This window comes from Sphingobacterium sp. UBA2480, from assembly GCF_002341965.1.
GTDB classification, from domain to species: domain Bacteria; phylum Bacteroidota; class Bacteroidia; order Sphingobacteriales; family Sphingobacteriaceae; genus Sphingobacterium; species Sphingobacterium multivorum.
In genome coordinates, this window is sequence record NZ_DDPA01000007.1 from 131,631 (window position 1) to 156,598 (window position 24,968).

General features: G+C 41.8%; 22 protein-coding genes and 1 riboswitch. Of the genes, 8 read left to right on the forward strand and 14 right to left on the reverse strand.

All coding sequences use genetic code 11. The features are described 5' to 3' along the window. Window positions 1-15: 15 nt before the first annotated feature. A riboswitch (SAM-I-IV-variant riboswitch) is annotated at window positions 16-109 on the reverse strand. A 211-nt stretch (window positions 110-320) separates the two neighbouring features. The 4 genes from B3600_RS13800 (at window position 321) to B3600_RS13815 (ending at window position 5,271) form a co-directional block, all read left to right on the forward strand. Beyond that, window positions 321-1,091, forward strand: coding sequence for a DUF3050 domain-containing protein (locus B3600_RS13800; protein WP_046675017.1), 771 nt, complete (start codon window positions 321-323; stop codon window positions 1,089-1,091). Between the two features lie 264 nt (window positions 1,092-1,355). Then, window positions 1,356-2,633 (forward strand): TolC family protein, encoded by a 1,278-nt coding sequence (locus B3600_RS13805; protein WP_286753309.1) that lies wholly within the window; start codon window positions 1,356-1,358, stop codon window positions 2,631-2,633. Next, complete coding sequence (locus B3600_RS13810; RefSeq protein WP_046675019.1) at window positions 2,633-3,694, forward strand: HlyD family secretion protein; 1,062 nt, start codon at window positions 2,633-2,635, stop codon at window positions 3,692-3,694. The genes B3600_RS13805 and B3600_RS13810 overlap by 1 nt, the downstream gene beginning before the upstream one ends. After that, complete coding sequence (locus B3600_RS13815; protein WP_286753310.1) at window positions 3,694-5,271, forward strand: hypothetical protein; 1,578 nt, start codon at window positions 3,694-3,696, stop codon at window positions 5,269-5,271. Before B3600_RS13810 ends, B3600_RS13815 begins: the two co-directional genes overlap by 1 nt. On the opposite strand, the gene B3600_RS13820 is transcribed toward B3600_RS13815, so the two are convergent. The 7 genes from B3600_RS13820 to B3600_RS13850 form a co-directional block, all read right to left on the reverse strand. Further along, the gene (locus B3600_RS13820) at window positions 5,268-6,584 is read right to left on the reverse strand and encodes a TolC family protein (RefSeq protein ID WP_286753311.1); all 1,317 of its coding nucleotides are present in this window, start codon (window positions 6,582-6,584) and stop codon (window positions 5,268-5,270) included. The two genes, B3600_RS13815 and B3600_RS13820, sit on opposite strands and share 4 nt — an antisense overlap. A gap of 205 nt (window positions 6,585-6,789) precedes the next feature. Next, window positions 6,790-9,888, reverse strand: coding sequence for an efflux RND transporter permease subunit (locus B3600_RS13825; protein WP_286753312.1), 3,099 nt, complete (start codon window positions 9,886-9,888; stop codon window positions 6,790-6,792). A 35-nt stretch (window positions 9,889-9,923) separates the two neighbouring features. After that, complete coding sequence (locus B3600_RS13830; RefSeq protein WP_286753313.1) at window positions 9,924-11,024, reverse strand: efflux RND transporter periplasmic adaptor subunit; 1,101 nt, start codon at window positions 11,022-11,024, stop codon at window positions 9,924-9,926. A gap of 113 nt (window positions 11,025-11,137) precedes the next feature. After that, a complete protein-coding gene (locus tag B3600_RS13835; RefSeq protein WP_286753314.1) occupies window positions 11,138-12,514 on the reverse strand; it encodes a HAMP domain-containing sensor histidine kinase in 1,377 nt (458 codons plus the stop codon). Then, entirely contained in the window at window positions 12,514-13,194 is a 681-nt protein-coding gene (locus tag B3600_RS13840; protein ID WP_286753315.1) for a response regulator transcription factor, read from the reverse strand. Before B3600_RS13840 ends, B3600_RS13835 begins: the two co-directional genes overlap by 1 nt. Window positions 13,195-13,346: 152 nt before the next feature. Beyond that, window positions 13,347-14,633 (reverse strand): sensor histidine kinase, encoded by a 1,287-nt coding sequence (locus B3600_RS13845; protein WP_286753316.1) that lies wholly within the window; start codon window positions 14,631-14,633, stop codon window positions 13,347-13,349. Window positions 14,634-14,642: 9 nt separating this feature from the next. Further along, entirely contained in the window at window positions 14,643-15,317 is a 675-nt protein-coding gene (locus B3600_RS13850; RefSeq protein WP_046675026.1) for a response regulator transcription factor, read from the reverse strand. A 162-nt stretch (window positions 15,318-15,479) separates the two neighbouring features. On the opposite strand from B3600_RS13850, the gene B3600_RS13855 reads away from it, so the two are divergent. Beyond that, window positions 15,480-16,004, forward strand: a complete 525-nt coding sequence (locus B3600_RS13855) for a DinB family protein (protein ID WP_046675027.1) — start codon at window positions 15,480-15,482, stop codon at window positions 16,002-16,004. A gap of 122 nt (window positions 16,005-16,126) precedes the next feature. Here B3600_RS13855 and B3600_RS13860 read toward each other — a convergent pair whose 3' ends face one another. Continuing rightward, the gene (locus tag B3600_RS13860; RefSeq protein ID WP_286753317.1) at window positions 16,127-16,876 is read right to left on the reverse strand and encodes a hypothetical protein; all 750 of its coding nucleotides are present in this window, start codon (window positions 16,874-16,876) and stop codon (window positions 16,127-16,129) included. Between the two features lie 231 nt (window positions 16,877-17,107). Between B3600_RS13860 and B3600_RS13865 the strand changes: the two genes are divergently transcribed. Continuing rightward, complete coding sequence (locus B3600_RS13865) at window positions 17,108-18,229, forward strand: serine hydrolase domain-containing protein (protein WP_286753319.1); 1,122 nt, start codon at window positions 17,108-17,110, stop codon at window positions 18,227-18,229. Window positions 18,230-18,335: 106 nt separating this feature from the next. Here B3600_RS13865 and B3600_RS13870 read toward each other — a convergent pair whose 3' ends face one another. The 4 genes from B3600_RS13870 to B3600_RS13885 all read right to left on the reverse strand — a co-directional run bounded on the left by B3600_RS13870 (window position 18,336) and on the right by B3600_RS13885 (window position 22,795). Continuing rightward, the gene (locus B3600_RS13870) at window positions 18,336-19,232 is read right to left on the reverse strand and encodes a 3-hydroxyacyl-CoA dehydrogenase (protein WP_286753320.1); all 897 of its coding nucleotides are present in this window, start codon (window positions 19,230-19,232) and stop codon (window positions 18,336-18,338) included. Window positions 19,233-19,296: 64 nt separating this feature from the next. Beyond that, entirely contained in the window at window positions 19,297-21,237 is a 1,941-nt protein-coding gene (locus B3600_RS13875; protein ID WP_286753321.1) for an oleate hydratase, read from the reverse strand. Window positions 21,238-21,333: 96 nt separating this feature from the next. Next, complete coding sequence (locus B3600_RS13880) at window positions 21,334-22,230, reverse strand: helix-turn-helix domain-containing protein (protein ID WP_286753322.1); 897 nt, start codon at window positions 22,228-22,230, stop codon at window positions 21,334-21,336. A gap of 64 nt (window positions 22,231-22,294) precedes the next feature. Beyond that, window positions 22,295-22,795, reverse strand: coding sequence for a GNAT family N-acetyltransferase (locus B3600_RS13885; protein ID WP_286753323.1), 501 nt, complete (start codon window positions 22,793-22,795; stop codon window positions 22,295-22,297). Window positions 22,796-23,010: 215 nt separating this feature from the next. Here B3600_RS13885 and B3600_RS13890 point away from each other — a divergent pair, with 215 nt between their 5' ends. Next, entirely contained in the window at window positions 23,011-23,463 is a 453-nt protein-coding gene (locus tag B3600_RS13890; protein WP_286753324.1) for a GNAT family N-acetyltransferase, read from the forward strand. Window positions 23,464-23,485: 22 nt separating this feature from the next. Beyond that, entirely contained in the window at window positions 23,486-23,938 is a 453-nt protein-coding gene (locus B3600_RS13895) for a VOC family protein (protein ID WP_046675033.1), read from the forward strand. A gap of 16 nt (window positions 23,939-23,954) precedes the next feature. Here the strand turns inward: B3600_RS13895 and B3600_RS13900 are convergent, their stop codons facing one another. Further along, on the reverse strand, window positions 23,955-24,494 hold the full coding sequence (locus tag B3600_RS13900; RefSeq protein WP_286753325.1) for a GNAT family N-acetyltransferase: 540 nt from the start codon (window positions 24,492-24,494) through the stop codon (window positions 23,955-23,957). 3 nt (window positions 24,495-24,497) lie between these two features. Beyond that, on the reverse strand, window positions 24,498-24,860 hold the full coding sequence (locus B3600_RS13905) for a DUF4180 domain-containing protein (RefSeq protein ID WP_046675035.1): 363 nt from the start codon (window positions 24,858-24,860) through the stop codon (window positions 24,498-24,500). Between the last annotated feature and the right edge of the window lie 108 nt (window positions 24,861-24,968).

A 24,968-nucleotide genomic window follows, 5' to 3' on the forward strand; every position in this document is an offset into this window, starting at 1 on the left:
GGGAAAATAATCGTTCTGCAACGTTTATTTTGGTCGAAACCCGTATTAATTTACCACCGCGGTGCCTGCACTCGGTTGGTATTGCATCATGCAATTCTGAATACTCTACAAATATAGTAGATTATTTTTTATTATAAAAAATATTTTTGTTTTTAAGGGTAAATGAGCGTTAAAATCAGTACAAGGGAGGTCAAAGTGGGGGCAGGTTGTTGTTTTTGATTTGGTTATGAAGCGGATAGCTGGACGGTAAATTTATCATGCTACTGTAATCTCATTTAAAATACTTTTAATAAATAAAGATAAGACGATACTTTTGCGCCATGAATAGAATTGCGGAAATTAATGAATACATTGCTGCCGAACGCGAGGTATTATTGCAACACCCTTTGTATCGTAAGATCAAAACGATCAAGAATCTACGTTCTTTTACAGAAGGGCATGTTTACGCTGTATGGGATTTTATGTCTTTACTAAAAGCTTTACAGATTAAATTGACCTGTACGACTTTACCCTGGTTTGCGAGCGAGCATCCATCAACACGCTATCTGATCAACGAAATTGTATTGGCAGAGGAGTCGGACGAATACATTGATGGCCGCCGTTTGAGCCATTTTGAAATGTATCTGGACGCCATGGATGCCATGGGTGCCGATCTTCATCTGGTCAATAAATTTATCGGTCATGCCAAAAAATCGAGCGACATATTCGATGTCATCGCGACGACAACATTGGATAAGCGGATCAAAGACTTTTTGAATTTTACATTTGAAGTGATTGCTGAAGGTGAGGTGCATAAAATTGCTGCCGCCTTTACGTTCGGGCGTGAAGATCTTATTCCGGGAATGTTTACCTCTATCTTGGAAGAAATTAAAACAAATTTCCCTACAGCCAATCTGGATAGCTTTATTTATTATTTCCAGCGTCATATTGATCTGGACGGCGACGAGCATGGACCTTTGGCCATGCAGATGATCACAGATCTTGCGAAGGACGATGACGTTAAATGGGCAGAAATGAAGGAGATCAGTAAAATCGCGCTACAAAAAAGAATACAATTGTGGAATGCAATAGAAGATTCTTTATACGGATAATCTGGTTTTATACCATCCCCGAAAGGCCTCTCAAATGTTGATTTGAGAGGCCTTTTTTATAGGCTGTAAAAAGAGTAGCGCAAACCCTACTTGGCAGATATTGGTCTTTTTGCTTGAATTGATGAAAAAATGTCTTTTTTCCATAACATATTGGCGTTTGTGAAGAAATCCAAGTTGTAATAAGTGTCTAAGTTTGCAACGCAAAAAAATAATAGAGCACACGTGAACTTTTTTCCTCCCCATTGGGCAAAAGGAATACTAACTATGGGATTGTTAGTATTCACTATTTCGGACACCTTCGCCCTCGATTCTTTGCGTATGTCCCTGAAAGACATGATCGACAAAGCACTCCAGAACAGTAAATACGTCGAGCAGTCCTATTTGCAGCTCAAAGAAAGTGAGGTGGCAGTCCAGCAGCAACGCATGGAACTGCTGCCCAAAATCTCCGCCAGAGCTTCTGCCAGTTATGCGAGTAATATGCCTGTTTATGATCAAGGCCTTTTAAATAAACCCGCCCAGCATGATATCATTCACTACTTGTACGATAGCGGTTTGGATTTTTATCTGAATCTCTACAATGGGCATCGCGATCTGATGAAAATTGAGTCCAAAAAATTGGAAAATGAGCTGGCCCGGATCGATTGGAAGAATGCGGCGGCGCAGAAGAAATTGGAGGTTTGCAATCTTTTTTTGGATTTGGAACTGTCGTATAGTAATAAATCTCTAATCGAGCAGGATATTGCTGATCAACGGGTACAACTCCAGGAGATTGAACATCTGTATACGGCGGGTGTTGTCTTGCACAGTGACGTTTTGCGTATTTCGTTAGAACTTTCGAAACGGGAACTGTTGCTCGTTCAGATCGGTCATGATATTCAGGCTGCAAATCAGAAACTACAGCTTATTGGAGGCATTACAGCGGAGATTATCCCCTTGAGCGAGCCTTTTAAAGTGGAAAGCCCCAGTTATGAAACGCTTGTTGCCGAAGCGCGAAGCCATGCTTTTTCCCTCCAAAAATCCGAACAGGAAGTTGTTTTGAAGAAATTATCAGTCAAACAGGCCCGATCAAATTATCTTCCTGAATTGGGGTTGACCAGCACATTTACTTTTGCCAATCCCCAGGTTTTCCTTTATCCCTATAACCCCAGCTGGTATAATCTGAGTATTACAGGGCTTAAATTAAACATACCAATATCAGCTATTTATCTCAATAGGAATGTGGTGCGCGGAGCACAAATAGCCTTAGACCGGCAACAGGTGAAACACCATCATGAGGAGGAAATTCTGGAAAATCAGTTGTTACAGGCGCTCTTGGATTATCAATTGGCGATCAAACAGCAGGACGTCTGCCAAAACAATAAGGCACTGGCACTGGAAAATGCACGGATTATAAAGAACAGGTATTTTAAATCATCGGCGCTGATTACAGATCTTCTAGATGCGGATATGCAATACTTAAAAACACTTTTTGATCTTGAAACCGCACATATTGCGATACAGAAACACTATTATTTTATCGAATTTTTGAAGGGTACTATCTAATGAAACCTAAATCACGAAGAACAGTTGTGGAGGCACAACTCACTCGAATCACCAACTGGTTGGCTGCAATTGTCTTGTTGGCATTATTGTTATGGGGCGCTAACACCTTATGGATGCGCGTGCGGTATACCTACACCAATGATGCGCAAGTAACACAGTACATCAATCCCATTGTTTCCCGCGTAGGAGGTTATGTGGTTTCCGTGCATTATCACGATCACCAATTGGTTAAACGAGGTGATACCCTATTGCTTATTGATAATAAGGAATATAAATATGAGGCGGATCAGGTAGCTGCATCCGTCAATAAGGAAGCAGCAGAGATCAATGTTCTTCATAGTCAAAAAGAAATCCTCCAGGCAGAGCATGAATCTTTGCGGACATCCATTGCTGCTGGCGAGGCACGTGTAACGAAACAACAATTGGAGTATGATCGATACAATTACCTGTTTCAAGAAAAGTCTGCTACAGCACAGCAACTGGAGGATGTAAAAGCGACTTTGGATGTCTACAAGAGTGAACTGGCTTCGTTAAAACATAAATTGCAGGCTTCACAAGAAAGGGTGCACGATGTGGACATGAAAAAAGGTGTCGTTGATGCCGAGCGCGTTCGTTTGACTGCAGCTGTTGGCCGCAAGCGGCTTGATGTTGGGTATACCGTTATTCGCGCACCCTACGATGGGCAGATTGGCAAACGCACCATTGAAAAAGGTCAAATGATAAGTGCTGGTGAAGTTTTGGGCTTTATCGTCAATAGAGAAACCCCAACCTGGGTGACGGCTAATTTTAAGGAGACACAGCTGCGCTATTTGCATCTTGGCAATAGGGTGGAGGTGGTGGCGGATGCCTATCCGGATCAGAAATTTTATGGCAAAATTATTTCCATCTCCCCGGCTACAGGATCAGCTTTCTCCCTTTTACCGCCAGATAATGCAACGGGCAACTTTGTGAAGATTGTACAACGCGTACCTGTTCGCATTGAGCTGGATAAGCAAAGGGGAGCTCAACAGCTTCTTTCGGGAATGAATGTAAATGTCTCGGTATCAAAAAAACAGCAATAGTGAAAGGTATTTTTAAGGAGTGGGTGCCGGAGTGGTTGATCAAGCTTATCCTGTTCAGCAGTTTAATGCCGAGTATGGTCTTATTTTTCCTGCCGGGGGCCAATACAAATGTCACTGCTGGATTTTATGGGGCGCAACCCAGTGACATCCAGTTTCTGATCATTTTGTTTTATGCAGGTTTTGTCGGATTCTACGTGTTGGAACGACGCTTTTTTTTATACTTTCCCATTAAGCAGTACTATATTATCTTTCATCTGCTACAGCTATTGAATTGCTTTTTGATGTACAGTATCAGGGATATCAGCTGGGTATATGGACTGCGTTTTTTTCAAGGAATGTTGTTTGCTTCTGCCGTAAACTTATCGATCTCCATGATATTTTCCAGGTTGAAAAGTGATCGGGCCAAGGAAGTGAGTTACGCTGTCTTTTTCGGCTTACTATTATGTAGCTCGCCTTTTAATACGTTTGTTACGGCTGAATTTATAGATTCATTCAATTTTGATCAGCTCTATCTATACGCTGCATTATCATTTGTACCGGGGTTATTGCTCATTATGCTAACGATGCGCTCCATACGGCATATACGTCCTTACCCCCTGTTTTCATTAGACTGGGCAAGCTGTATTTTCTATAGCCTTGTGATCGTCAGTTTTGGCTATCTAATGGTGTATGGACAGGAAGTGTATTGGTTTAACGATCAGCAGCTACTTATTGTATTCGCGCTGGGGATGACGCTGCTTACTCTTTTTATTGTTCGGCAAATGGTGCTCAGGCGTGTTTATGTGCATTTGGCGATTTTTAAAAACAGAAATTTTCTCTTGGGACTGTTGATTTTGTATATGATGTATATCGAGCGCTTCTCCCTGACCATCTCAAATCAATATCTCGAACAGGTAATTCAACTTGATCCCATTCATTTGTCCTATATCCAATGGTTTAATATTGCTGGTATTGTCGCCGGTGTACTGGGCTCATTGTATTGGATGCTTGGGCAACGTCCCGTAAAATGGATTTGGATTCTGGGCTTCTGTTGCTTGCTGCTGTTTCACCAATGGATGTTTTTCTCCTTTGAGGGGCAGGGTAATGATGCGCATTTTTGGATACCATTAGTTTTACATGGACTCGGATTTGGGCTTATTATGGTACCGACCATCTTATTTTGCATTACCAGTGTTAGTCCTCAATTGGGCGCTTCAGCAGCATCGATCTGTCTCGCTATCCGGTACTTGGGCTACACGAGTAGTATCGGTTTACAGAATTTTTTCAAGTTGTTTGAACATGCCCAGCACCAGCAGGTGTTTAGGGATCGAACGGAAGTGGGCAATCCCTTATTTCGGGAGTACCTGCAGCAGGAATCTGTCAGCATTTTGCAGCATGGACTGCAGTATAAGGAACATACGGCGGCTTTAAAGCTCGTGGCTGAGCGGATCAAGATCCAATCTTTTGTGCGTTATGCCATGGATTATTATGAGATCATGTCCATGATCAGTATCAGCATACTTTTGCTGATACTGATCTCGCCTTCCTTGAAAAGCATGTATAAGAAACTAGGAAAAAACAGAATTTCTCCCGCTTAGATCTCCTGAATATCCCATATTCCAGCTGTACGTTGGAGTTCGACCAAGGCGATCGCATAGTTGTAACGGGCTTCATAATAGCTAAGCTGGGTTTCATTGTAGGTCCGTTGGGCATTTAAAACTTCCAGTAGGGATGTATCGCCTCTTTTATAGCTGTAAACCTTTCCTGCTAAAATTGCCTTTGCTTCCGATAGCATAGCGCTGTCAAATAGCTGTACCTGTTTTTGAGCGGCCTGGTAGGAGAGGAACGCTTGCGTAACTTCGATTTGAATGCGTAGGAGGACTTCCTGATAGGCAATCTCATCTTGATCGATCTTAAATTTTGCAGCTTTCAGATCACCTGTGTTAAAATTCGAGAACTTGAGCGGAATGGAGATGCCTGCATTTACAGCTGTAAACTGGGGCGTTGGGGCGGTTTCATTTCGCGCTTCACGATTATAGGTGACGCCGACTGAAAGCCCGAGATCTATTATCCGATTGGCTTGGGCCAATTGGAGCAGGCGTTTTGAAAGCTGTTTATTTTGCAGGGCAACTTTTAGATCGCTGCGGTCATTTTGGGCTACTCTAACCAGTTCATCTAAGTGGTAGGTACGGTCCAAAGGGTTGAAAGCATCCAGGGATAACACCGTTGTCGTGACGGAGCTATCTGCCATAAACAGGGAGAGGTTTGCAAGGGCGGATTTCCAGGTAGCTTCTGTTTCCAGCAACGTATTGTGCATATTGGCGGCTTCCAGTTTAGATTGACGGAAATTAATTTCAGGGATGCTCCCCAATTGATACCGAATACTATCCGATATGGCCAATTGCCTAAGTTGCTGATAGGAATTTTGGTTTATTTTCAGCAGGAATGCCTGCTGCTTTGCTGTTAAAAATGCAAGTGTAGCGTCGGCACGTAAATTTCGGAAATAATCCTCCAGCAATAGACGGGTTACCTCGGCTTCATCTTTTGCAAGGTTTATCCGGGCTTTTCGTTTAGAACCCAGTTCCAGTGTCCATGCAATCCCCGCATTATAACCTCGGCCCAGTTGCTTTGTACGTTCACTATTATCAAAAATGCCCATACTAAATTCAGGATCCGGAAAGACCCTGGCGCTAATTATGTTGGCTTCTGCAATATTGAGGTTGAATTTTTCTGCTGCATAAGCCAGGTTATTTTTAGCGACTGTATTGATGAATTTTGAATAATCAAGTTGCTGCGCTGTTGCTCCTGACGCTGTGCTCTCCCTATCCTGAGCGATTGCTGCATGATATAGGGAGAGTATAAAAAGAAAAAAGGTAAAGCTTTTCTTTGTTAAGATATGTTGCTTGTTCATGATCATCGACGTGTTTTGAATGTTCTGTTTTAATGATTCTTTTATTAAAGTACGAGGGCGCTCCTTGACACATGAAATAAGTAGCCCGATCGAACCCTCAGCGGATGTGATTGCTGTATAGGGTTGGCTGAAACCTTTTTAATGTTCAGGTTGAATCCATTCGAAACAGCTTGCTTTCTGTTGTTTCGAATGGTTGAATTTGTATTTATTCTACTGGTTTTTTTTGTGTGGTGCTGTTACGTTCTAAAAGATAATAGAGCGGGGGAAGCACAAATAGGGTAAGAATGGTCGAAAATAGCAGACCGTAGACAATTACTGTTGCCAAAGGGCGCTGTACATCCGATCCGATCCCTGTTGCCAGCGAAGCCGGAAGCAAACCAAGTATGGCCACTGTGGCGGTCATCAAAACGGGACGAAAACGACTAAAAGCGCCTTGTGTTACAGCTTTATGTAGGGATAATCCATTTTTGCGTAATACATTCATCTGTGAAAGCATCAAGACACCGTTTTGTATGGCGACACCGAATAAGGCAATAAAACCGACTGCCGACGACACGTTGAGCGTCATGCCACGAACATGGAGCGCGAGCATTCCGCCAAAAAGTGCCAAAGGTACGATGCCCATTAAAAGACCTGCCTGTCTAAATGAACCAAATGTGCCGTACAACAAGATAAATATAATGGCCAATGTCAATGGGACGATAATGGCAAGCCGGCTGTAAGCGCGCTGCTGATTTTCAAATTGTCCGCCCCATTTTAACCTGATTTTATGTGGGTCATAGGATATATTCTTGGCAATGGCCTGCTGTGCTTCGGTGAGGAATGTCCCTAGATCCCGACCACGGACATTTAAACGAACCGTCAATTGGCGATTGTTGCGCTCGCGCGAAATCATACTTTCTCCCGTATTAAGTTTAATGGTTGCCACCTGAGCTAGTGGGATACGGTTTCCATTTTCGGGATACAGCATTAAGTTGCCAATTTTTTCGGGCGAATTCCTGTTTTCCTCCGGATATTGACAGGTAATATCATACACTTTGATTCCTTGATAGACCTGGGCAACGGCTTTTCCGCCGATAGCAATCTGAATTAGGTCGGTCACGTCAGCAATGTTCAATCCGTATTGTGCTATTTTATCGCGATCGGCGATAATTTGCAGCTGGGGGAGTGGTGGCTCCTGATCAATGGCCAGATCGACGGCTCCCTTCACCTGTTGGAGTGTCGTGATAAGTTCCTCGGCGACTCTGCGGTTTTCTCTTAAATCATCACCGAATATTTTGACAACGAGCTCACTATGTGCACCTGCGATTTTGTCCATGACACCGTCGATCATGGGTTGGGAAAAAGCAACATTGAATCCGGGCATTTTCGCATATTCTGCAGCAAGCTCATTGATTAGATCTTCCTTGGTTTTACCCCATTTCCATGTTTTGTAGCGTTTTAATCCCACGCTAACTTCGAAATGAGAGGGAGTCCAGGCATCGGTACCATCGTCATTGCGTCCCGCCTGAACCATGACGTAAGAGATCTCTTCGTATTGAAGTGTGCGGGCACGTAGGGTATCACTCATTTCTTTGGACTTTTCAACCGTGATGCCGGGGGGCAGCGAAACTTGAAGCCAGATCGAACCTTCATCCAATGTGGGAAGAAAGTCCTTGCCAACGGATGCGGTGAGCAAGCCTGTAGCAAGTAATACGATGACCAATGGAATAAAAACTTGCTTGGGAGCCCGCATAACCTTTTCTATCGCGGATTGATAAGCTGCAGTCAATTTTGCCAACCATTTGTTGTGAAAGATTTTTTGGGGTTTGCGATAGATCAAATAAGCTAATCCAGGTATGAGTACAAGAGCGACAGCCAAAGCACCAAAGAGGGCATAACCTACAGTATAAGCCATCGGTGTAAAAAGTTTCTTCTCGACGCGCTCGAATGCAAATAAGGGAAGGTAGGCTGTAATAATGATCAATGTCGCAAAGAATATGGGTTTGGCGACTTCAGAAATTTTCTGTGCTACAGTTTTTTCCTGTAAAAAACCTTCTGGTTCATCTTCTCTTTTTTTAAGAATGGTTTCGAGTATAACGATAGCGCCATCCACAATAATCCCAAAATCAATTGCCCCTAAGGAAAGCAAATTGGCGGGAATATGGGTGAAATGCATCAGAATAAAGGCAATCAGCAGGGACAATGGAATTGTGATGGCCACCAGGAGTGCGCCACGCCAGCTGCCCAGAAAAATAATGAGGACAAAAATAACCAGCATCATGCCTTCCAGGAGGGTTTTGGAAACAGTATGTAGTGTGTTGTCAACTAAGCTTGTTCTATCAAGCACAACATGTATTTTTACACCCTCAGGAAGAATGTTGTCATTTAGTTCGCGGACCGTTGCATTTACACCCGCCAAAACAGCAGAAGGATTCTCATTTTTTAATAGCAGGACAATCCCTTCGATGTTATCCGAGTAATTGGCCCCACGTTTATCCGAGTATCCTAGGGCACCTTTGCGGGCTAGATTTCCAAGTTTGATCTGACCGAGGTCACGCATATATATGCGGTTCCCGTTGGTGGATTTTACGACGATGTTGCCCAAATCATCCAATGTCTTGACCAGACCGATGCCACGGATGACATACGACTGATCCCCACGGTTCATCACACTGCCGCCGGCATTGGCATTATTGCTTTCGATCTTGGCGACAACTTCAGCAAGCGAGATTTCGTATTGATCAAGCTTTTTGGGATCCAGTGCCACCTGGAACTGTGTGGTGATTCCACCAAAATTGGTTACATCAGCAACGCCCGAAACTTGTTTAATTTTGGGAATAATGACAAAATTTTGGAGATCCGTCAACTGTCGTAAATCGTGGGTTTTACTTTCAAGAATATAACGGAAGATCTCACCTGTAGGTGAAGTCAGGGGGTCCAATCCAGGACTGGCACCATAAGGAAGGGCTAAATCAGCAAGACGCTCCTGTATGCGGGCTCTTGCCCAATAATCTTCAACACCATCTTTGAAGACAATCGTGACCATGGATAAGCCAAAAGTCGTTTTACTGCGCATCACTTCCATACCAGGCAAACCATTGATGGCTTGCTCGATGGGGATGGTGATCTGTTGTTCCATTTCTTCGGCAGCCAAGCCCGGTACCTGGGTTACGATCTGTGACGATACATCAGCTATATCGGGATAGGCTTCAACCGAAAGTTGTCGCCAGGCATAATAACCGAAGAACCCGATCAATAGAAAGGATGCGGCGATCACCCATCTCTTTGCAATGATATGGCCAATCAATTGTTTAATATTCATGTGTTTCTATTTTAAAAGTTGAAAGCCTGAGCCCATTACAAGCTGGGGGTTAAATAAAAGGCACCTTCACCAACAATCTGTTCCTGCGGAAGCAGGCCGGTTAAAATCTGGATTGCATCACCTTCTGTTACCCCAGTAGTGACATAGCGCTTGACGAAGGTATTGGAGGACGTTTTGACCCAAACAAAACTCTTATCGTTAAATTGAAATACAGCTTTTGCCGGAATAAAAAGTGTCGAAGTCATACGCTGTTCGAATTCGGCATTGACATACATCCCCGGTTTTAATGTACGGTCGGTATTTTCGCATGCAATGAGGACTTCAATATTTCGGCTTGATTCGTCGACAAATTGATTAATATGAATAATTTTCCCCTGTATTTTTTTATCGGGGATAGCATCTGTACGAACGTCAACATGCGCAAGTTGATTGATGGCCGGCAGGTCTTTTTCTTTGATGTAGGCCGATACCCAGACCTTTGACAATTCAGCAATGCGGAGCAATGCTGGAGCGTCTTCTTTCGTGTATTGACCAAGGACAATTGAACTACTTAAAATTTCCCCTTGAATAGGTGAACGGACGAGGAGGGGCTGGCCGAGAACAATATTGGTCAGGTTGCTGTCGAATATTTTTAATGCAGCCCTGGCATTTCCAAGGGCAGCGTCGCTCATTGCAAAATTTGTTTCCGCTTCTTCGAGTTCTTTTTTGGTGCCAACACCATGCGTCATTAAATCTTTTTGGCGCTTTAACATATGTTCAGCAAGCATATAGGCTTGTTTGGCATCGAGATAGGCCCTTTGCGCCTCAAAATAGTCGGATGAACTAATTGAAAATAAAGGCGTGTTGATGGCTACTTTTTGACCAAGAGTCCTATGCGACTTGATTATCCGTCCAGCAAAAGGTACGGGAATCTCCACGTAGCTGCTGGGAATAATCTTCACTGTAGCAGCTGCATTTAGTTTCAGCGCATGTTGTGCATTGGTCGCCGTAACAAATTTGAGCTTCGATAACAGGGACGTATTTTCACTAACGGTCACGGTGTCTCCAGCTGCGCTGATGGTCGGCGATTGGCTGGGACCTTCGGAAGACTGGCTGTTGCACGCATGCAGCAACAGCAGAACAGGGATCCAATTCATGTACTTCAAGGATTGGGTCGAATAGTTGATTGTACGGTTAATCATACCGCAAAACTATCCACCTGCTCCCGATATGCCGGTTAGAGAGGCTTTAGAAAAAAATTAGAATTTTATTAGAATAGGGAGCGGTGTGGGATATCAATGCTAAAAACACTTCCAATACCTTTTGTCGACCGGATACCGATCTCGCCTTGGTGAAGAAGGACAATTTTTCGGGTGAGTGAAAGACCAATACCATTTCCTTCGCTATAGTCTTTGTTGTTGCCGCGATAAAAAGGCGTAAATATTTGGGGAAGATCGACCGGGTCAATGCCTATTCCGTCATCTTTAAATTCGAGGTGAATCCTACTTTCATCCGATTTGATGGCGATTAGACATTTTTGATTGGACGAAAATTTACAGGCGTTTTCAATGAGGTTGACAAAGGCGACCTGCAATAGATATTCATTTGCATTGATGGATAGGAGTTTTTCATCTTCAATCGCTGGGTCGACGAAAACGTCAAGTTTATAATGTGGATTTAACTGAAGAACCTGTTGGCATGCATCAATTAGTATTTCGTCAATGCGTAAGGTCTTAAACGCTATTTCGGAACTGTCGTAACTTGCTTTGGCAAAATCAAGCAAACTATTAAATAGTTTCTTAAGCTTCTGGGCATCATTTAGTGTATTGTCGATGACTGTTTTATACTCCACTATACTACGGTCCTTATTGGCAGAAATCTCGAGCTCTGCAATCATTGCGGCCAATGGGGTTCTGAGTTCATGTGAGATATTGGAAACAAAATGCTTTTGGGCATCAAAGGAGTTCTCGAGGCGGTCGAGCATCGCATTGAATGTACTGGCCAACTCGGCAAGCTCGTCTTTATTTCCGCTACTCGTAAGCCGGGCATCTAAGCTTGTCGCAGAAATGGTTTTTACGCGTTGTGTCATTTCCAGAATAGGTTTAAAGACCTTTTTGGAAAAGAATATTCCTGCTGCATAGATCAGAAATATAGCCAAGATGAAAACCAGAAGAATAGTCGACAACAGACTGTTTAGTTTATTGTAGCCATATTGGTCATAGGCAGCTGCAGTAATGAGGTAAGTTTTGTTTTTATACGGAAAGGTCATGCCAATGACTTGCCATTTATCCTGATAGAATTTTATTTCCTTATTTTTTAGAATATTCTGCAGCATGGCTGGTGTCTCTTTGACAAAATCAATATCTACGGCATCATGATATAAGAGGTCAAAACTCGTGTCGTAAATTGCAACCTCGACTTCGTTGAGAATTTTGCGGTTGTTGTGGTAGATATCTTCTAAGGTCTTTTTGTCAACTTTTGCATTCAAAAAAAGGTTTGCTTTGGTGTAAGCTTCTTTTTTCAAAAGGGCGTAAAATTCTTTTTCCCGATTCTCTACCGCTGAGAAATAGATTGTGCTGGCGAATATCAGCAATATTGTCGCTGTAATCAGCGTGTATAATTTAGAGATTCGGGTTCTGATTCGCATTAGTCTTGTTTTAACATAAAGCCCATTCCAGATTTGGTATGGATATATTTTGTCGCAAAATCTTTGTCGATTTTTTTACGTAGATAGTTGATGTAGACATCAATGAAGTTCGTCCCGGTATCAAAATGAGTTTCCCACACTTTTTCTGCAATTTCTGTTCTCGAAAGCACGCGTTCGGGATGTTGTAATAAATAATGGAGTAATTTGAACTCCTTGGGTGTCAAATGGATTTCGGTATTATTCCTTTTGACATTTTTGTTATGGAGGTTCATTTCCAGATCACCATAACGCAAGATTGTTCCCGTGAGAGTATCTTGTTTTTGATATCTTTTGAGCAGGACTCTGATGCGGGCGAGCAGTTCACGCATTTCAAAAGGCTTGACCAGATAGTCATCCGCTCCGGCGTCAAAACCTTCAATTTTATCATCTGTAGTTCCTAATGCCGTTAACATAATAATGGGAACATCGGGTTTGATATGACGAATTTCTTTGCAGAGATCCAATCCATCCATCTTAGGGAGCACGATATCGGTTATGATAAGATCAAAGTCGTGTTGTAGGGCCATTTTCTTCCCAGATATACCGTCGTAGGCAATAGCTGTCTGAAATTCATTTTCATCAAGTCCGCGTTTGATCAATCCTGCGACACGTACGTCATCTTCGACTAGGAGAATCTTCATATAAGGAAAAACGTTAAAAGCCTCGATGCATCGAAGTTTAATTATGACACCAAATCATGGGCTATCCATGCATCGCTCATACAAAAGTATCAAACTAAGTTAAATTTAAACGGATATGCAAATAAAACTTTCCAGGGAATACTTTTGGAATTTTAAAAATGAATGGAAAAAATATGCTGATTATTTTCAAAATGATAATCGACAGTCCAGCCCTGATACCTGGCGATTTCAGTTATAATTGCCAGCCCTAAACCACTGCCTTGGCTGTTTATTGAAAGCTTGGAAAATCTCTTGAAGAGAAGTTTTTTATCTAAGGCTGTTGACCCGGGGTTATGTACCCTTAAAGCTGCTTGAGTCAGGTGTATCGCAATGGTGTCGTTGGCATTACTGTAACGTATGGCGTTTAGGAGTAGATTGTTGATCAGGATTTCGGTCAGGCTACTATTTCCTGTAAGCAGGACCGAAGGCTGTATATCTTGTAGCAGCAGTAGGTTTTTCAGCTCAAAGTGCTCTTGCATGACTTCAATACACTGTGAAACCAGCCTGTCCATAGGAATACTTTCTGAGTGATCGAATTGACTATTATCTATCTTGGCAAGCAGCAGCAGATTGCGGTTGATTCGGCTACTGCGTGAAAGCGCTTTATGCATATCTTCAAAAAGTTGGTACTGCTCATTGCTTAGATCCGGGGATTGCAATAAGATATCTAACTTATTTTTTAAGATGGCCAACGGTGTTTGCAATTCATGTGAAGCATTTTCGGTGAATTCCTTTTGTGATCGGTATACGGCCAGGTTTTGTTCAAGAAGCTTGGACAGGGATTGGTTGAGTTCGTGGAATTCTATCGTATCCGTTTGCTGAAAGCTAATCTGTTGTTGACTATTGAGATTAAAGGCCTTTAACTTGTTTACCGTATCGCGAAATGGTTTCCAGAGGCGAAGTGATATTTTTCGGGAAAGAATAAGTAATCCAATGACTAAGATAACAAAGAAAAATAGCGTCGTCGCTGCGATAGCGGCGATAGTCTCTACAGATTCTTCAATATTTGTTTGTACAGTAAAGCGATAGGATACACCGTTGATCTGAATAACAGAAGACAGGCATCTAAATCGGTCAATTGTCTTTGGTTCGACAAAACGCTGTGGTTTTTCAATGGTATAAACACTATCTTGTAATAAATCACCCGGCCTCACTTTCTGTATGTTCGTTTCAGGTTGTATGCTATTCCATAAAGCAATGCTGGCTTGGAGCCTATCTTCAGACAGCTGTAATCTGTTGAGTTCGTAAGCTGTTTTTTTGACAATAATTTCGTTATGTTCGTCCAGCTCACTTTTCCATATACCGTCGATCACAAAATAATAAACGGGAATACTGACACCAAGTACGATCAATACATAGAGTAGAAAGGGGGTCGTTATTTTGCGGAGTAGGGGTTTCATCTCATTGATTTAATTTTCCCACTTGTAACCCGTACCGTATACTGTTTTAATATAGGGTTGGCTTCCGGCGTCCTGCAATTTCTTCTTTAGATTTTTGACATGGGCATACACAAAGTCATGGTTGTCGAGCATATCAGCAATGTCGCCAGACAGGTGTTCGGCCAAGGTGCTTTTGGAAATCACTTTATTTTTGTTGCCGATAAAAAACATGAGTAGATCGAATTCTTTTTTCGTCAGTACGATGGGCAGCTCATTGACGATCACCGTTTTTGCGAGGAGATCAATCTGTATTTCATTTTGCACAACAATATTTGCGCTGTTGAATTGTTTGCGACGTATCAGCGAATAGATTCGTGCTGTAAGTTCAGATAAGTGAAAAGGCTTGGTTAGATAATCGTCGGCTCCCAATTGTAGTCCGTGTATTTTGTCGTCCAAGGCATTTTTTGCAGAAATGATGATCACGCCATCTTGCTTTCGCTGCGCCTTTAATTCTTCCAGCAATTTTAAACCATTTCCATCTGGTAGACCGATGTCCAGTAAGATACAATCGTACTGGTATAGCTGAATTTTGTCCAGAGCATCCTGCAGAGTTGGCGCAAATTCGCATAAATAGTGTTGTTCGCTAAGATATGTTGCGATGCTTTTGGCCAGTTCCAATTCGTCTTCTATGATCAAAATCTTCATATCGTAAAGATAGAATTTCAATTTAGTAGAAATTTAGAATTTATTTCGCAATGATCTGTCAATTTTGATCATTTTTATTTCTTGCCATACGACAAGTGTAAGCTCTTTTAAAACGTGTAATTTTATTCTAAATCAGATGTTTAATATAAAAATCAAAACGAAATGGATACACCGAAATCATTAAAATTGGAAATCATCATTCCTGCTTATCGAATGCACAGTCAAATTTTTTTGAATGCGTTGGACGGCATTTCGGAAGAGGATGCATTAAAACGAATTGATGGCCAGACCAACCATATCGTATGGATGGCGGGTAATTTTGTGAATGTGCGCTATGCCATGGCACATGTGCTTGGCCTTCAGGAAAACGATCCATACCATGATCTGTTTTTTATGGGAAAGACACTCGATGAAAGTTATCACTATCCCAGTGTGCAGGAATTAAAAGAAAATTTTAAAGCGATATCACCAAAGGTCTATGCTGCCTTGCTTCAAGTGGATGATGCGAAGCTGGCTGAAATCTTTACGATCAATATGAATATTCCTTTTATTGAGGAGAATAAATTGAATTTTATTGGCATGTGTGTCGGGAGGGAAGATTATCTTGCCGGACAGATTGCCTTGATGCGAAGATTACTGCACTATCCGGGTATGAAATATGACGTTGACGAAGAGATCAAGTATTAAAAATTAAACTCAAGATCGATCTCGATTGATACGCTCGATCTTGAGTTTGCTATGCATTAACACCATCGTATAGCTTGCATGAGCTGAAAGGTTAATACGGTAAGTATACCCGAAGATAAGAACTATTCACTACCTTTTATCGTTAAGATAACACCCGAATATGTATCGTGGTCTTTGCCGATATAAAGCAGGTCAACTTTTTTTGTCGCAGCATCCTGAAGCTGCTTTTTCAATAGATTAAAATCCATTTTTTCAGTTTTTTCCTGCCACTCGTCGGTCGATTGAGGCTTGAATGAAGCGATATTCTTCATGTCAAAGAGTGCCGAGGAGGTATCGAGCTGCTTTGACCGATGTATAAAAACCGTATCCCCTATGATTTTATCGATCTTGATCCAACCTGCTGGAAGTCCGTCTATGCTGTTGCCTTCCTGATCGGTAAAAAATGTTGCACCATACAGTTGGCCGGCTTTTAATTGCTTCAACTGATCAATCATTTGGCCAACCTCTTTTTCCCGCTGTTGATTTCCCAATTTATTCTTGACGCCATAAATGACTGCCCAGATTAGAATTGCCGCAGCGACAATTAGGAATCCCTTCCATAACTGGAAATAGGGGATGCTATACTGACTTTTGAACGATTTGATCTCCGCTTTTAATTCATCTGAATAATTGCGTGCGTGAATCAATTTACCATGTTCGTCATACAGTCTGGAAAGTTTGACAAATCCGCCACCGAAAGGTAAGCCAATAAACCGCCGGGCTGGGGTAATAATCTGTAAGGTGAAGGTTCTTGGCGCGTTTTCTTTTTTTAATGTTGTTGTAACACTTTTTTCTGCTAATACAAAGTCGTAGATACTGTAAATAAAAAACATAGTCTGTTGTGATTTTAATAAAAAACTGGCGGAAGGATCCTGGGCCAATTGGACTTCATGAGAAATGAAGCTTGAAAGCAAAAATAAAAGAAATAAATAAAAATGTACAAAAAAGAGCCAAGCATTGCCGTAAAATAGCGATTTTTGAAGATCAGCGAGCTGGACTTCACATTGACGAATGTACCTTTTGCGAGCTGCTAATAATATAAACCGAAATGTGCCTTAAAAAATATGAGGAACTTAAAATTGAGCTTTATTTTGATCTGTGTAACAAGTATGGTTATGGGACAAAAAATTGATAAGTCAAAATTGGATAACAGCATTGCAGCCTATTACAACGAACAGACTGCGCCAGGCGTCGCTTGTGTCATTAGTCAACATGGTACTGTTGTTTATCGCTATGCCATTGGGCAGGCTGATTTGACCGAAAAACGTGCGATTACAGCCAGTTCGCATTTTCGTTTGGCCTCTGTGAGCAAGCAAATAACTGCGCAAGCGATCTATGCTTTAGTGCTTCAAAAGCGTTTAAAACTGGAGGATCAATTGTCCCTTTTTTTTGAAGATCTCCCCATTGCGTTGAAAGATATTACGGTTGCCCAACTTCTGCAACATACATCGGGTATTTGGGATTATGAGGAATTGATACCAAAAGAAAGGAAAGACCAAGTGTCGGATAAGGATGTGCTGAAGTATGTCAGGCAGACTGATCGTTTGTATTTTCCTTCGGGAAGTCAATTTCGCTATAGCAATACGGGATATTGTCTATTGTCTCTAATTGTTGAACGGGTGGCTAAACAGTCCTTTGCATCCTTTGTCAAAGGCCAATTGTTTAAACCCATAGGCCTTATCAAGGGAATGGTTTATACACCCGGTGATACAGTGGAAGAGCGAGCATATGGTTATCATGTAGGGAAAAATTCCTATCTGTTTGCCGATCAGAGTGTGACCAGTGCGACACAGGGTGATGGTGGTGTTTACTTATCTGCCGATGAGTATCATACATGGGCGAATTTTTTAATAAAAGACAGGTTACAACAGCCGGAGCTGAAACAGTTGTTAGCCCAAAACGCAATGCCGGTAAAGGATGGAATAGCCTATCACTTGGGATGGTTTATACAGCATCTTGGCGATCATACAATCTTGTTTCATTCGGGTGAATCTACCGGATTTCACAATATGGTCTATATGGACGTTCAGAAAGATCTGGTGATTTCGTTTTTTAGTAACCGCGATGATTTTATGATCGGTGAAGCCTTCGACGCCATTCTTAAAACAATGGGCATCAATAAACCGGTATTGAATGAACAGCATCGCTCAACTTTTGCATGGCTGAATGCTGTTTATGCCAATTAGCAAAGGAGTCCATGTCCCATCCGTTAATCGCAGGCACCATAACGGACGTTAGAACCAACAAATCGCCCCAGATGTATGTTGGGACGATTTGTTGCTTATGGCCAACTTACTTTAAAAAGTCAGGCGATTGATACGTGGGGTTGGGGTAGGTATAGAACCCCTCTCCAGTAGCGACGCCTAATTTGTTTTTGTCTATAAAATGTTCTTTTAGATAGGCCACTGTTTTAATCTTTACAGGGTCATTTGTTGCCTCAGCACTCATTTTGTTGATATTATACGCTGTCGTGATTCCTACAATATCGAGTATCCCAAAGGGGCCAGTTGGAGCTCCGGTGGCAACCATCCAGGTTTTGTCGATTGTCTCTGCATCAGCTACTTCGTTGACCAAAAGATCCGTTGCTGCGGAAAGTAAGGGAACAAGCAAGGAGTTTACAATATAACCAGGCTGTTCTTTATGCAGCGGGAGTGCAACCATGCCAATCGATTTTGCAAAATTTACAACCTGCTCAAATACCGCTTTGTCTGTACCCGGATGGCCCATAATTTCGGCCGTATTGTGCTTCCAGATTTCGTTGGCAAAGTGCAATGCCAAGAACTTCTCGGGGCGGCCGGTTTCTTGTGCAAATTGACTTGGTAGCAAGGTTGAGGAGTTTGTGGCAAAAATGGTTTTCTCCGGTGCGACTTTGGCCAGCTCTTGGTAGAAGCCAATTTTAATAGCGGGATTTTCGGGAACGGCTTCGATCAGAAGATCTGCTTTTGCTACAGCCGATGCAAGATCTGAACTATAGCTGAGTCTATCGAAAGTCGCAGCCAGTTGTTCTTTACTTGCCTGTAGATCTTTCTCGAATCCCTGCGCTAAAATATCAAATTTTGCGGCAGCTTTTTTTAATACATCGTCGCTGATGTCATACACGGTGACATGATAGCCATGAAAGGCTGTTTGGAAAGCGATTTGATAACCTAAAACGCCACTTCCAGCTATCGTTATATTTTTAAAGTCCATGATGTTATTGTTTTTTCAATTCGTAAAAACCTGCACCACGGAGACATGGTGCAGGTTGTAATCCTTATCCTTTAATTCCTTTTAACCAATCTTTGAATTTGGTGATCTGTTCAGTCAAGAACGATTCATGTTCTTCCTGTTCCTCTGAACCGATCGGTAAGATATGTTCGAAGTAAGTACCTTTAAGTACTTTGCGCAACAAACCTTCACCCACAAACGGTTTGTCATCGTTTAATGTTTTGGCCGCTTTTAAAAGATGGCGGATATCATATTGTAACGGATTGATATCCGGAACCTGTTTGTTTAAATTTAACAGTTCGTACACGGCAATCCGTGCGGTACGTACCGAGCTTTCCATCGTAAAGACCACATCATTGTTGGTTTCAACAAACTGACCGATTAAGCCCAGGTTTTTACAACCCTCAGGTACCACTCTCGGACGGTCACCCTTTGCTCTTGGCATAAACATAGAGGTAATGTAGGGCATAAATGTCGTACGTACAATCGTATTGTTGATGACATCGTCCAGTTGATCGATAATGCCCAAATGGTAACATAGTTCAGCCAGAATCTCATCTCCGGTACATTGTGGCATTGGCTTTTTGATGTAATTTCCTTCTTTATCCATAAATAAAGCATATACCCACAAGACAAGAACATCATCCGGTTGGCCGGGGAAATGAGGTTGTCTATTACAGGTGAAACTCATCAGCCAATCGGAGTCGGTAATGGTAATAATACCGCCCGTAACGGTTTTTCCAGAATAAGGGTCATTAACCGAATATTCTTTGAGTTTTTCGACCAACGCCGAAGGTCTACAGGTAAGGGTTGCAGATTCCCAGGCCGATTTTTCGATGTTACTGCAGAACTTTTCGGGTTTGCCGAATATGGCCGATTTCGCGGCGAGATTTTTCCAGAGTTTCCAGCCTGCACTCTGACCGCTGCTGCTGTTGTCGATACCGATGATCGGCGCATTTTTGTTGTCCCCGTAGAAAGTATCTTCTGTCATTGATCCGGTGGTCACAATGACGAAATCTTCTTTTCCGACCGGTATTTTCACTTCTTTGCCATCTTGTTCTGTAATCAGGGCTTCCACAACTTTTCCATCGGTATTGCTTTGGATATCCAGGTCTTTGACCAACACATTGAATCGAATGTTTACACCTTTGCTTTGGAGTACTTTGCGCAAAGGGGTCACAAAGGTATCGTATTGGTTGTATTTTGGGAATACAAGTGATGAAAGATCGTTCAATCCATCGATCGCATGCAAAAAACGGTGCATGTACAATTTCAGCTCAAGTAAACTATGCCAGTTTTCGAAAGCAAACATGGTCCGCCAGAAAGTCCAGAAATTGCTGGATAAAAATGACTCGCTGAAGTAGTCTTCGATGGTTAAATCATCTAAATCTTCTTTATTTTTGAGCAGCAATCGAATGATGGCCAGCTGATCTAGCTTACCTAGGCCAAACTTACTGAAATCTTTTATCTCACCCAGTTTATGAATAAGCCTTGCTTTGGAATAGTTGGAGTCGTTGTCATTAATCAAACGGTACTCATCCAGGACACTGTAGGGCGCAGGCATCTCCAATGCAGGAATGTCCTGAAACATGTCCCAAAGATTTTCGTAGGTCATATCCATTTCCCGGCCCCCGCGGATGACATAGCCGTCGGTTGCATTTCCGGCACCATCTAACGAGCCGCCTTCCACATGGAGCTGTTCAAGGAAGGTGATGTTTTCAGCAGGAACATGGCCATCCCGGATAAAATAGTAGGCTGCAGACATCCCTGCTATACCACTTCCGACGATGTAGATTTTACTGTCTTTATATGATTTTGGTGGAATACCTTTATTACGTTGATAGTTTCCGATCTGATCAGAAAAGGGCATCGATTTTTTCGGCGTATTACGTTGTTGTTCTTTGCTTGAATCAGGTTCATGATTTACATTTCCATATTCAGCAGATGCATTTAATACTTTGTCGAATTTTGAGGTGATTTCTTTCATGATTCTTATGTTTTTTAATTCTTGAGTAAAGTTACTAAGACCACCTTAATCATTTGTGCCCTCAAATTCGCTATTGTTCTACCGAATTTCCTCTATCTACATATTTTGTCGCTTTCGGTATTCAGATGGCGATAAGGTGGCGTATTTTTTGAAAAAACGACCAAATGCAGAGATGGAATTAAATCCGATTTCATAAGAAATTTCTGAGATTGTCTTTTCGGGATTCCCGAGCAGCACATAGGCTTCTTTAAGTACATGCTCATCAATAATTTCATGTGGCGTTTTACCTGATGCTCTTTTAACAACCTGAATAAGGTATTTGTTTGAAATAAATAACTGGTCGGCGTAATATTGTACCTCTTTGTATTGATTGCTATGTCGCTGCACCAGGTCTGTAAACTTATAGAACAGACTGTTGGACTCTTGTACATTCTCTATTGCATTTTGGTCCTTAGAGGCCAATTCGTCGGCGATCTCTAGCAGTAGGTTAAAGATGATCGTGCGGATAATATCTGCTGTAAAATGCGTTGTCCTTAAGGTAACTTCTTTAAGGTAGTCTATTAATTTTAATAGCTTGTCAATTTGTTTGTCTTGATAGCTGACAATGGTAAAGGTCGAATTTTTGAAAAGCCCCAGTTGCTCAATAAAGAATGGATTGACAATATGTTTAAGCAGGAACGCTTTGTCAAAAAAGAGTAGCTTCATTCTAAAGTCGGGACTGACCTGCGAAAAGCGGATAATTGTTGTTGGGGCGGATACGAGGATATGATTTGTCGAGATATGGTATTCCTGATTGTCTACCTGAATATCAATATCGCCCGCCGTACAGATACAGATGGCATAATAATCAATACGAAAAGCATTGCTTGGGTATTCAAAAATTGGATTTCCAGAAGAAATATAATAGGGGCGGTGGCAATTTACGCCAAAGAATGATAAGGTATCTTGAAGACTTTCGTGTGTATTATAAGTTGTTTTTACCTTAAACTTCATTGACTTTTTGTTCGGTTTGGGCATATACAGTTCCTATTGTTTTCAATATTCGTATGGGCTTTGTTTATTCGGATGCTGTCCGTTTGAGCAGCAATTTTTCTGTGGCAATATCGTCTTCTATCCCAACGAAGAAACTTTTGAATCCGAATTTGCTCAGTAGTCGTCTCGATGCGGTGTTATCGGGATCAATAATACCAATCACATCTTTATCTGGATTTAATGTTGTGGCAAGGGCTAGCATCGACTCGCAAATCTGTGTTCCCAGCCCCTTTCCCCAATGTTCTTTGCGGAGCAAATAACCAATTTCGAATACTGTTGGATCTTTTTTATAGTTAACCAGTTTGCAGTCCCCCAAAAGTCTTTGTGTATCGGCTTCAATGACTTTAAAGTAGCCTAAATCTGGATCCTGGTTGATCGCGAGAATCGAATCGAATTTTCTGCGGGCCTGTTCTTCAGTTAATCCTTTGCCGGTAATATATTTCATGACATCATCCGCTTTCACCAGGTCGTGGAAAGCATCAAAATCTTCCAATAGGTATTTTTCAAATCGTAACGTATTGTGCATGGCTAATGTGTTTATTTACAAGATAAGGTTGTTTTCTCTTAAATCAAATTATCGGAACTTAAATCATCATCTTTCTGTCTTATTTAACTTTTTCATGATTTTAGTTCTCCAATTTAACTTACATTGCCTTTCTGTAAAGCGGACGGGAAGTTTTTATAAGAATGCTTTTCTGCTGCGATACCGTGTAAACATTTTTTTAGAGCGAGATAATAGTTATGGAAATAAGAGCGGCAAGCGAAGCTGATTATGCAGCAATTCTGCACATTTGGGAAAATTCGGTTCGGGCGACACATGATTTTTTGAAGGAGGAGGATCTTCAGTTATATAAGAGGCTGATCCCAACCGAGTACTTACCACAATTAAAGGTATATGTCATAGATGACAACGGACAGCCTACAGCTTTTTTCGCTGTCTCCGACGATAATCTGGAAATGTTATTTGTAGATTCAGCATACAGGGGGAAAGGTCTCGGGACTGTGGCACTACAGCATGTACTGGATAAGCTTCAGGTATATAAAGTTGATGTCAATGAGCAAAACCAGCAGGCGGTTGATTTTTATCTGAAAAAAGGATATCAGCTCATCGGACGCTCACCTGTAGATGGTATGGGGAAATCCTATCCGATTTTGCATTTACATCACGAGAGCGCTATTAATGGATCGAAATAATTTTAATAAAATGAAATAACTCATGATACAAGGTTTATACGAAACGCATATTCAGGTGCGGGATTTAGCTAAGTCTGTCGCATTTTATACGGAGGTACTGGGATTACGTGTGGCACATCGTGATCCGACACGTCCCATTGTTTTTCTATGGATTGGAACCGGAAAAGACTATATGTTGGGCCTGTGGCAGGAAGAAACAAACTTTCAACCCAGACATTTTGCTTTTAGCGCAAATAAAGCGGATATATTAAATTATGCCGTGGATTATCTGAAAAAACGTGATCTGACACCCTACAATTTTTTAAAAGATGGTATCGAAGCACCGATGGTCTTTGCATGGATGCCTGCATTGGCCATATACTTTAATGATCCGGATGGCAACCAATTGGAGTTTATCGCAGTTTTGGAAGGGGAGGGTAGGCCCGAATTGGGCGTGCTTTCTTATGCCGATTGGATCGATCGTACAGCAAAATAAGTCGCGAAAGGGCGACTTATTTTGCTGATTTCCACTCTTCGGCAAGGATAGCAAAGACCACATCATCTTCCCATTGACCGTTATGGAAATAGCTTTTTACAAAATGAGCTTCCTGACGAAATCCCAGACTTGTTAAGAGCTGCCTGGATGCCTTGTTTTCTGGAGCTACCGAGGTCGTGATCCGATGTTTATGATACTGACGGAACAGGGCCTCTATAACTGTTTTCAGTCCTTCTTTGGCATATCCCTGTTGCTGGAATTCTTTTTTTATCGTACAGCCCAATTCCACCTGCAGGTGTTCAGCACCAAAAAAATGAACGCCAATATCGCCGATTACAGCCTTTGCTATTTTGTCGGTCATAACGAGCTGAAACCAGGACTCTGGAAGATTGAACGTGTTTGGGTTTTTTGCTATAAATTCATCGACTTCTGCCAAAGAGTCTGGAATCCAGCCCTGGTATTTATTGGTTTCTTTATCTGAACGATACCCGAATATTGCCCGACTGTCTTCCGGCATGATGGGCCGAATCGCTAATCTTTCTGAATCAATGCGCATGGTTTAACGTTTTGAAAATCTGGCTATCGCTTCTTCACGCGTACCTACAAAATTGATTTTTTTTGATTTATTGCTTTCGTAGATAAAATCGTTTAAACTTTTGCTGTTGTATTTGGAGAAATCGCCAACGATGGCAATGTCAAAGCCATACTGCGTATATTTTTGAAGAATTTCACCGGCAAGTTTTGTTTTAAGTTCGAAGAAGTCATCCGTGATGTTCTCTTGATAAATAATTGCTTTGTACGCTTCTTGCGCGCCACAGTCGACCATAATCTGTAGACCATCATCGAGATTATGGATAAAGACGCCTGAACCTTTAACTTCAGCAATGTTTTCGTCACCTAGCTGAATAATAGTGATTTCCATTTTTTTGTTGTGTCGTTTGAAAAATATATTTGTGGGACCAGATTCCATGATCCATTGCACTTCGTTGGGATATGCTGTTGAAAATGATCCGAGATAGCGGATAAATAG

Coding starts and splice junctions, on each gene's coding strand:
- B3600_RS13800 (WP_046675017.1), top strand. CDS start 321: ATGAATAGAATTGCGGAAATTAATGAATACATTGCTGCCGAACGCGAG.
- B3600_RS13855 (WP_046675027.1), top strand. CDS start 15,480: ATGGATACACCGAAATCATTAAAATTGGAAATCATCATTCCTGCTTAT.
- B3600_RS13825 (WP_286753312.1), bottom strand. CDS start 9,888: ATGAATATTAAACAATTGATTGGCCATATCATTGCAAAGAGATGGGTG.
- B3600_RS13895 (WP_046675033.1), top strand. CDS start 23,486: ATGATACAAGGTTTATACGAAACGCATATTCAGGTGCGGGATTTAGCT.
- B3600_RS13850 (WP_046675026.1), bottom strand. CDS start 15,317: ATGAAGATTTTGATCATAGAAGACGAATTGGAACTGGCCAAAAGCATC.
- B3600_RS13835 (WP_286753314.1), bottom strand. CDS start 12,514: ATGCGAATCAGAACCCGAATCTCTAAATTATACACGCTGATTACAGCG.
- B3600_RS13845 (WP_286753316.1), bottom strand. CDS start 14,633: ATGAAACCCCTACTCCGCAAAATAACGACCCCCTTTCTACTCTATGTA.
- B3600_RS13820 (WP_286753311.1), bottom strand. CDS start 6,584: ATGAACAAGCAACATATCTTAACAAAGAAAAGCTTTACCTTTTTTCTT.
- B3600_RS13810 (WP_046675019.1), top strand. CDS start 2,633: ATGAAACCTAAATCACGAAGAACAGTTGTGGAGGCACAACTCACTCGA.
- B3600_RS13890 (WP_286753324.1), top strand. CDS start 23,011: ATGGAAATAAGAGCGGCAAGCGAAGCTGATTATGCAGCAATTCTGCAC.
- B3600_RS13805 (WP_286753309.1), top strand. CDS start 1,356: ATGGGATTGTTAGTATTCACTATTTCGGACACCTTCGCCCTCGATTCT.
- B3600_RS13865 (WP_286753319.1), top strand. CDS start 17,108: ATGAGGAACTTAAAATTGAGCTTTATTTTGATCTGTGTAACAAGTATG.
- B3600_RS13900 (WP_286753325.1), bottom strand. CDS start 24,494: ATGCGCATTGATTCAGAAAGATTAGCGATTCGGCCCATCATGCCGGAA.
- B3600_RS13840 (WP_286753315.1), bottom strand. CDS start 13,194: ATGAAGATTCTCCTAGTCGAAGATGACGTACGTGTCGCAGGATTGATC.
- B3600_RS13905 (WP_046675035.1), bottom strand. CDS start 24,860: ATGGAAATCACTATTATTCAGCTAGGTGACGAAAACATTGCTGAAGTT.
- B3600_RS13875 (WP_286753321.1), bottom strand. CDS start 21,237: ATGAAAGAAATCACCTCAAAATTCGACAAAGTATTAAATGCATCTGCT.
- B3600_RS13860 (WP_286753317.1), bottom strand. CDS start 16,876: ATGTTTTTTATTTACAGTATCTACGACTTTGTATTAGCAGAAAAAAGT.
- B3600_RS13885 (WP_286753323.1), bottom strand. CDS start 22,795: ATGCACAATACGTTACGATTTGAAAAATACCTATTGGAAGATTTTGAT.
- B3600_RS13830 (WP_286753313.1), bottom strand. CDS start 11,024: ATGAATTGGATCCCTGTTCTGCTGTTGCTGCATGCGTGCAACAGCCAG.
- B3600_RS13880 (WP_286753322.1), bottom strand. CDS start 22,230: ATGAAGTTTAAGGTAAAAACAACTTATAATACACACGAAAGTCTTCAA.
- B3600_RS13870 (WP_286753320.1), bottom strand. CDS start 19,232: ATGGACTTTAAAAATATAACGATAGCTGGAAGTGGCGTTTTAGGTTAT.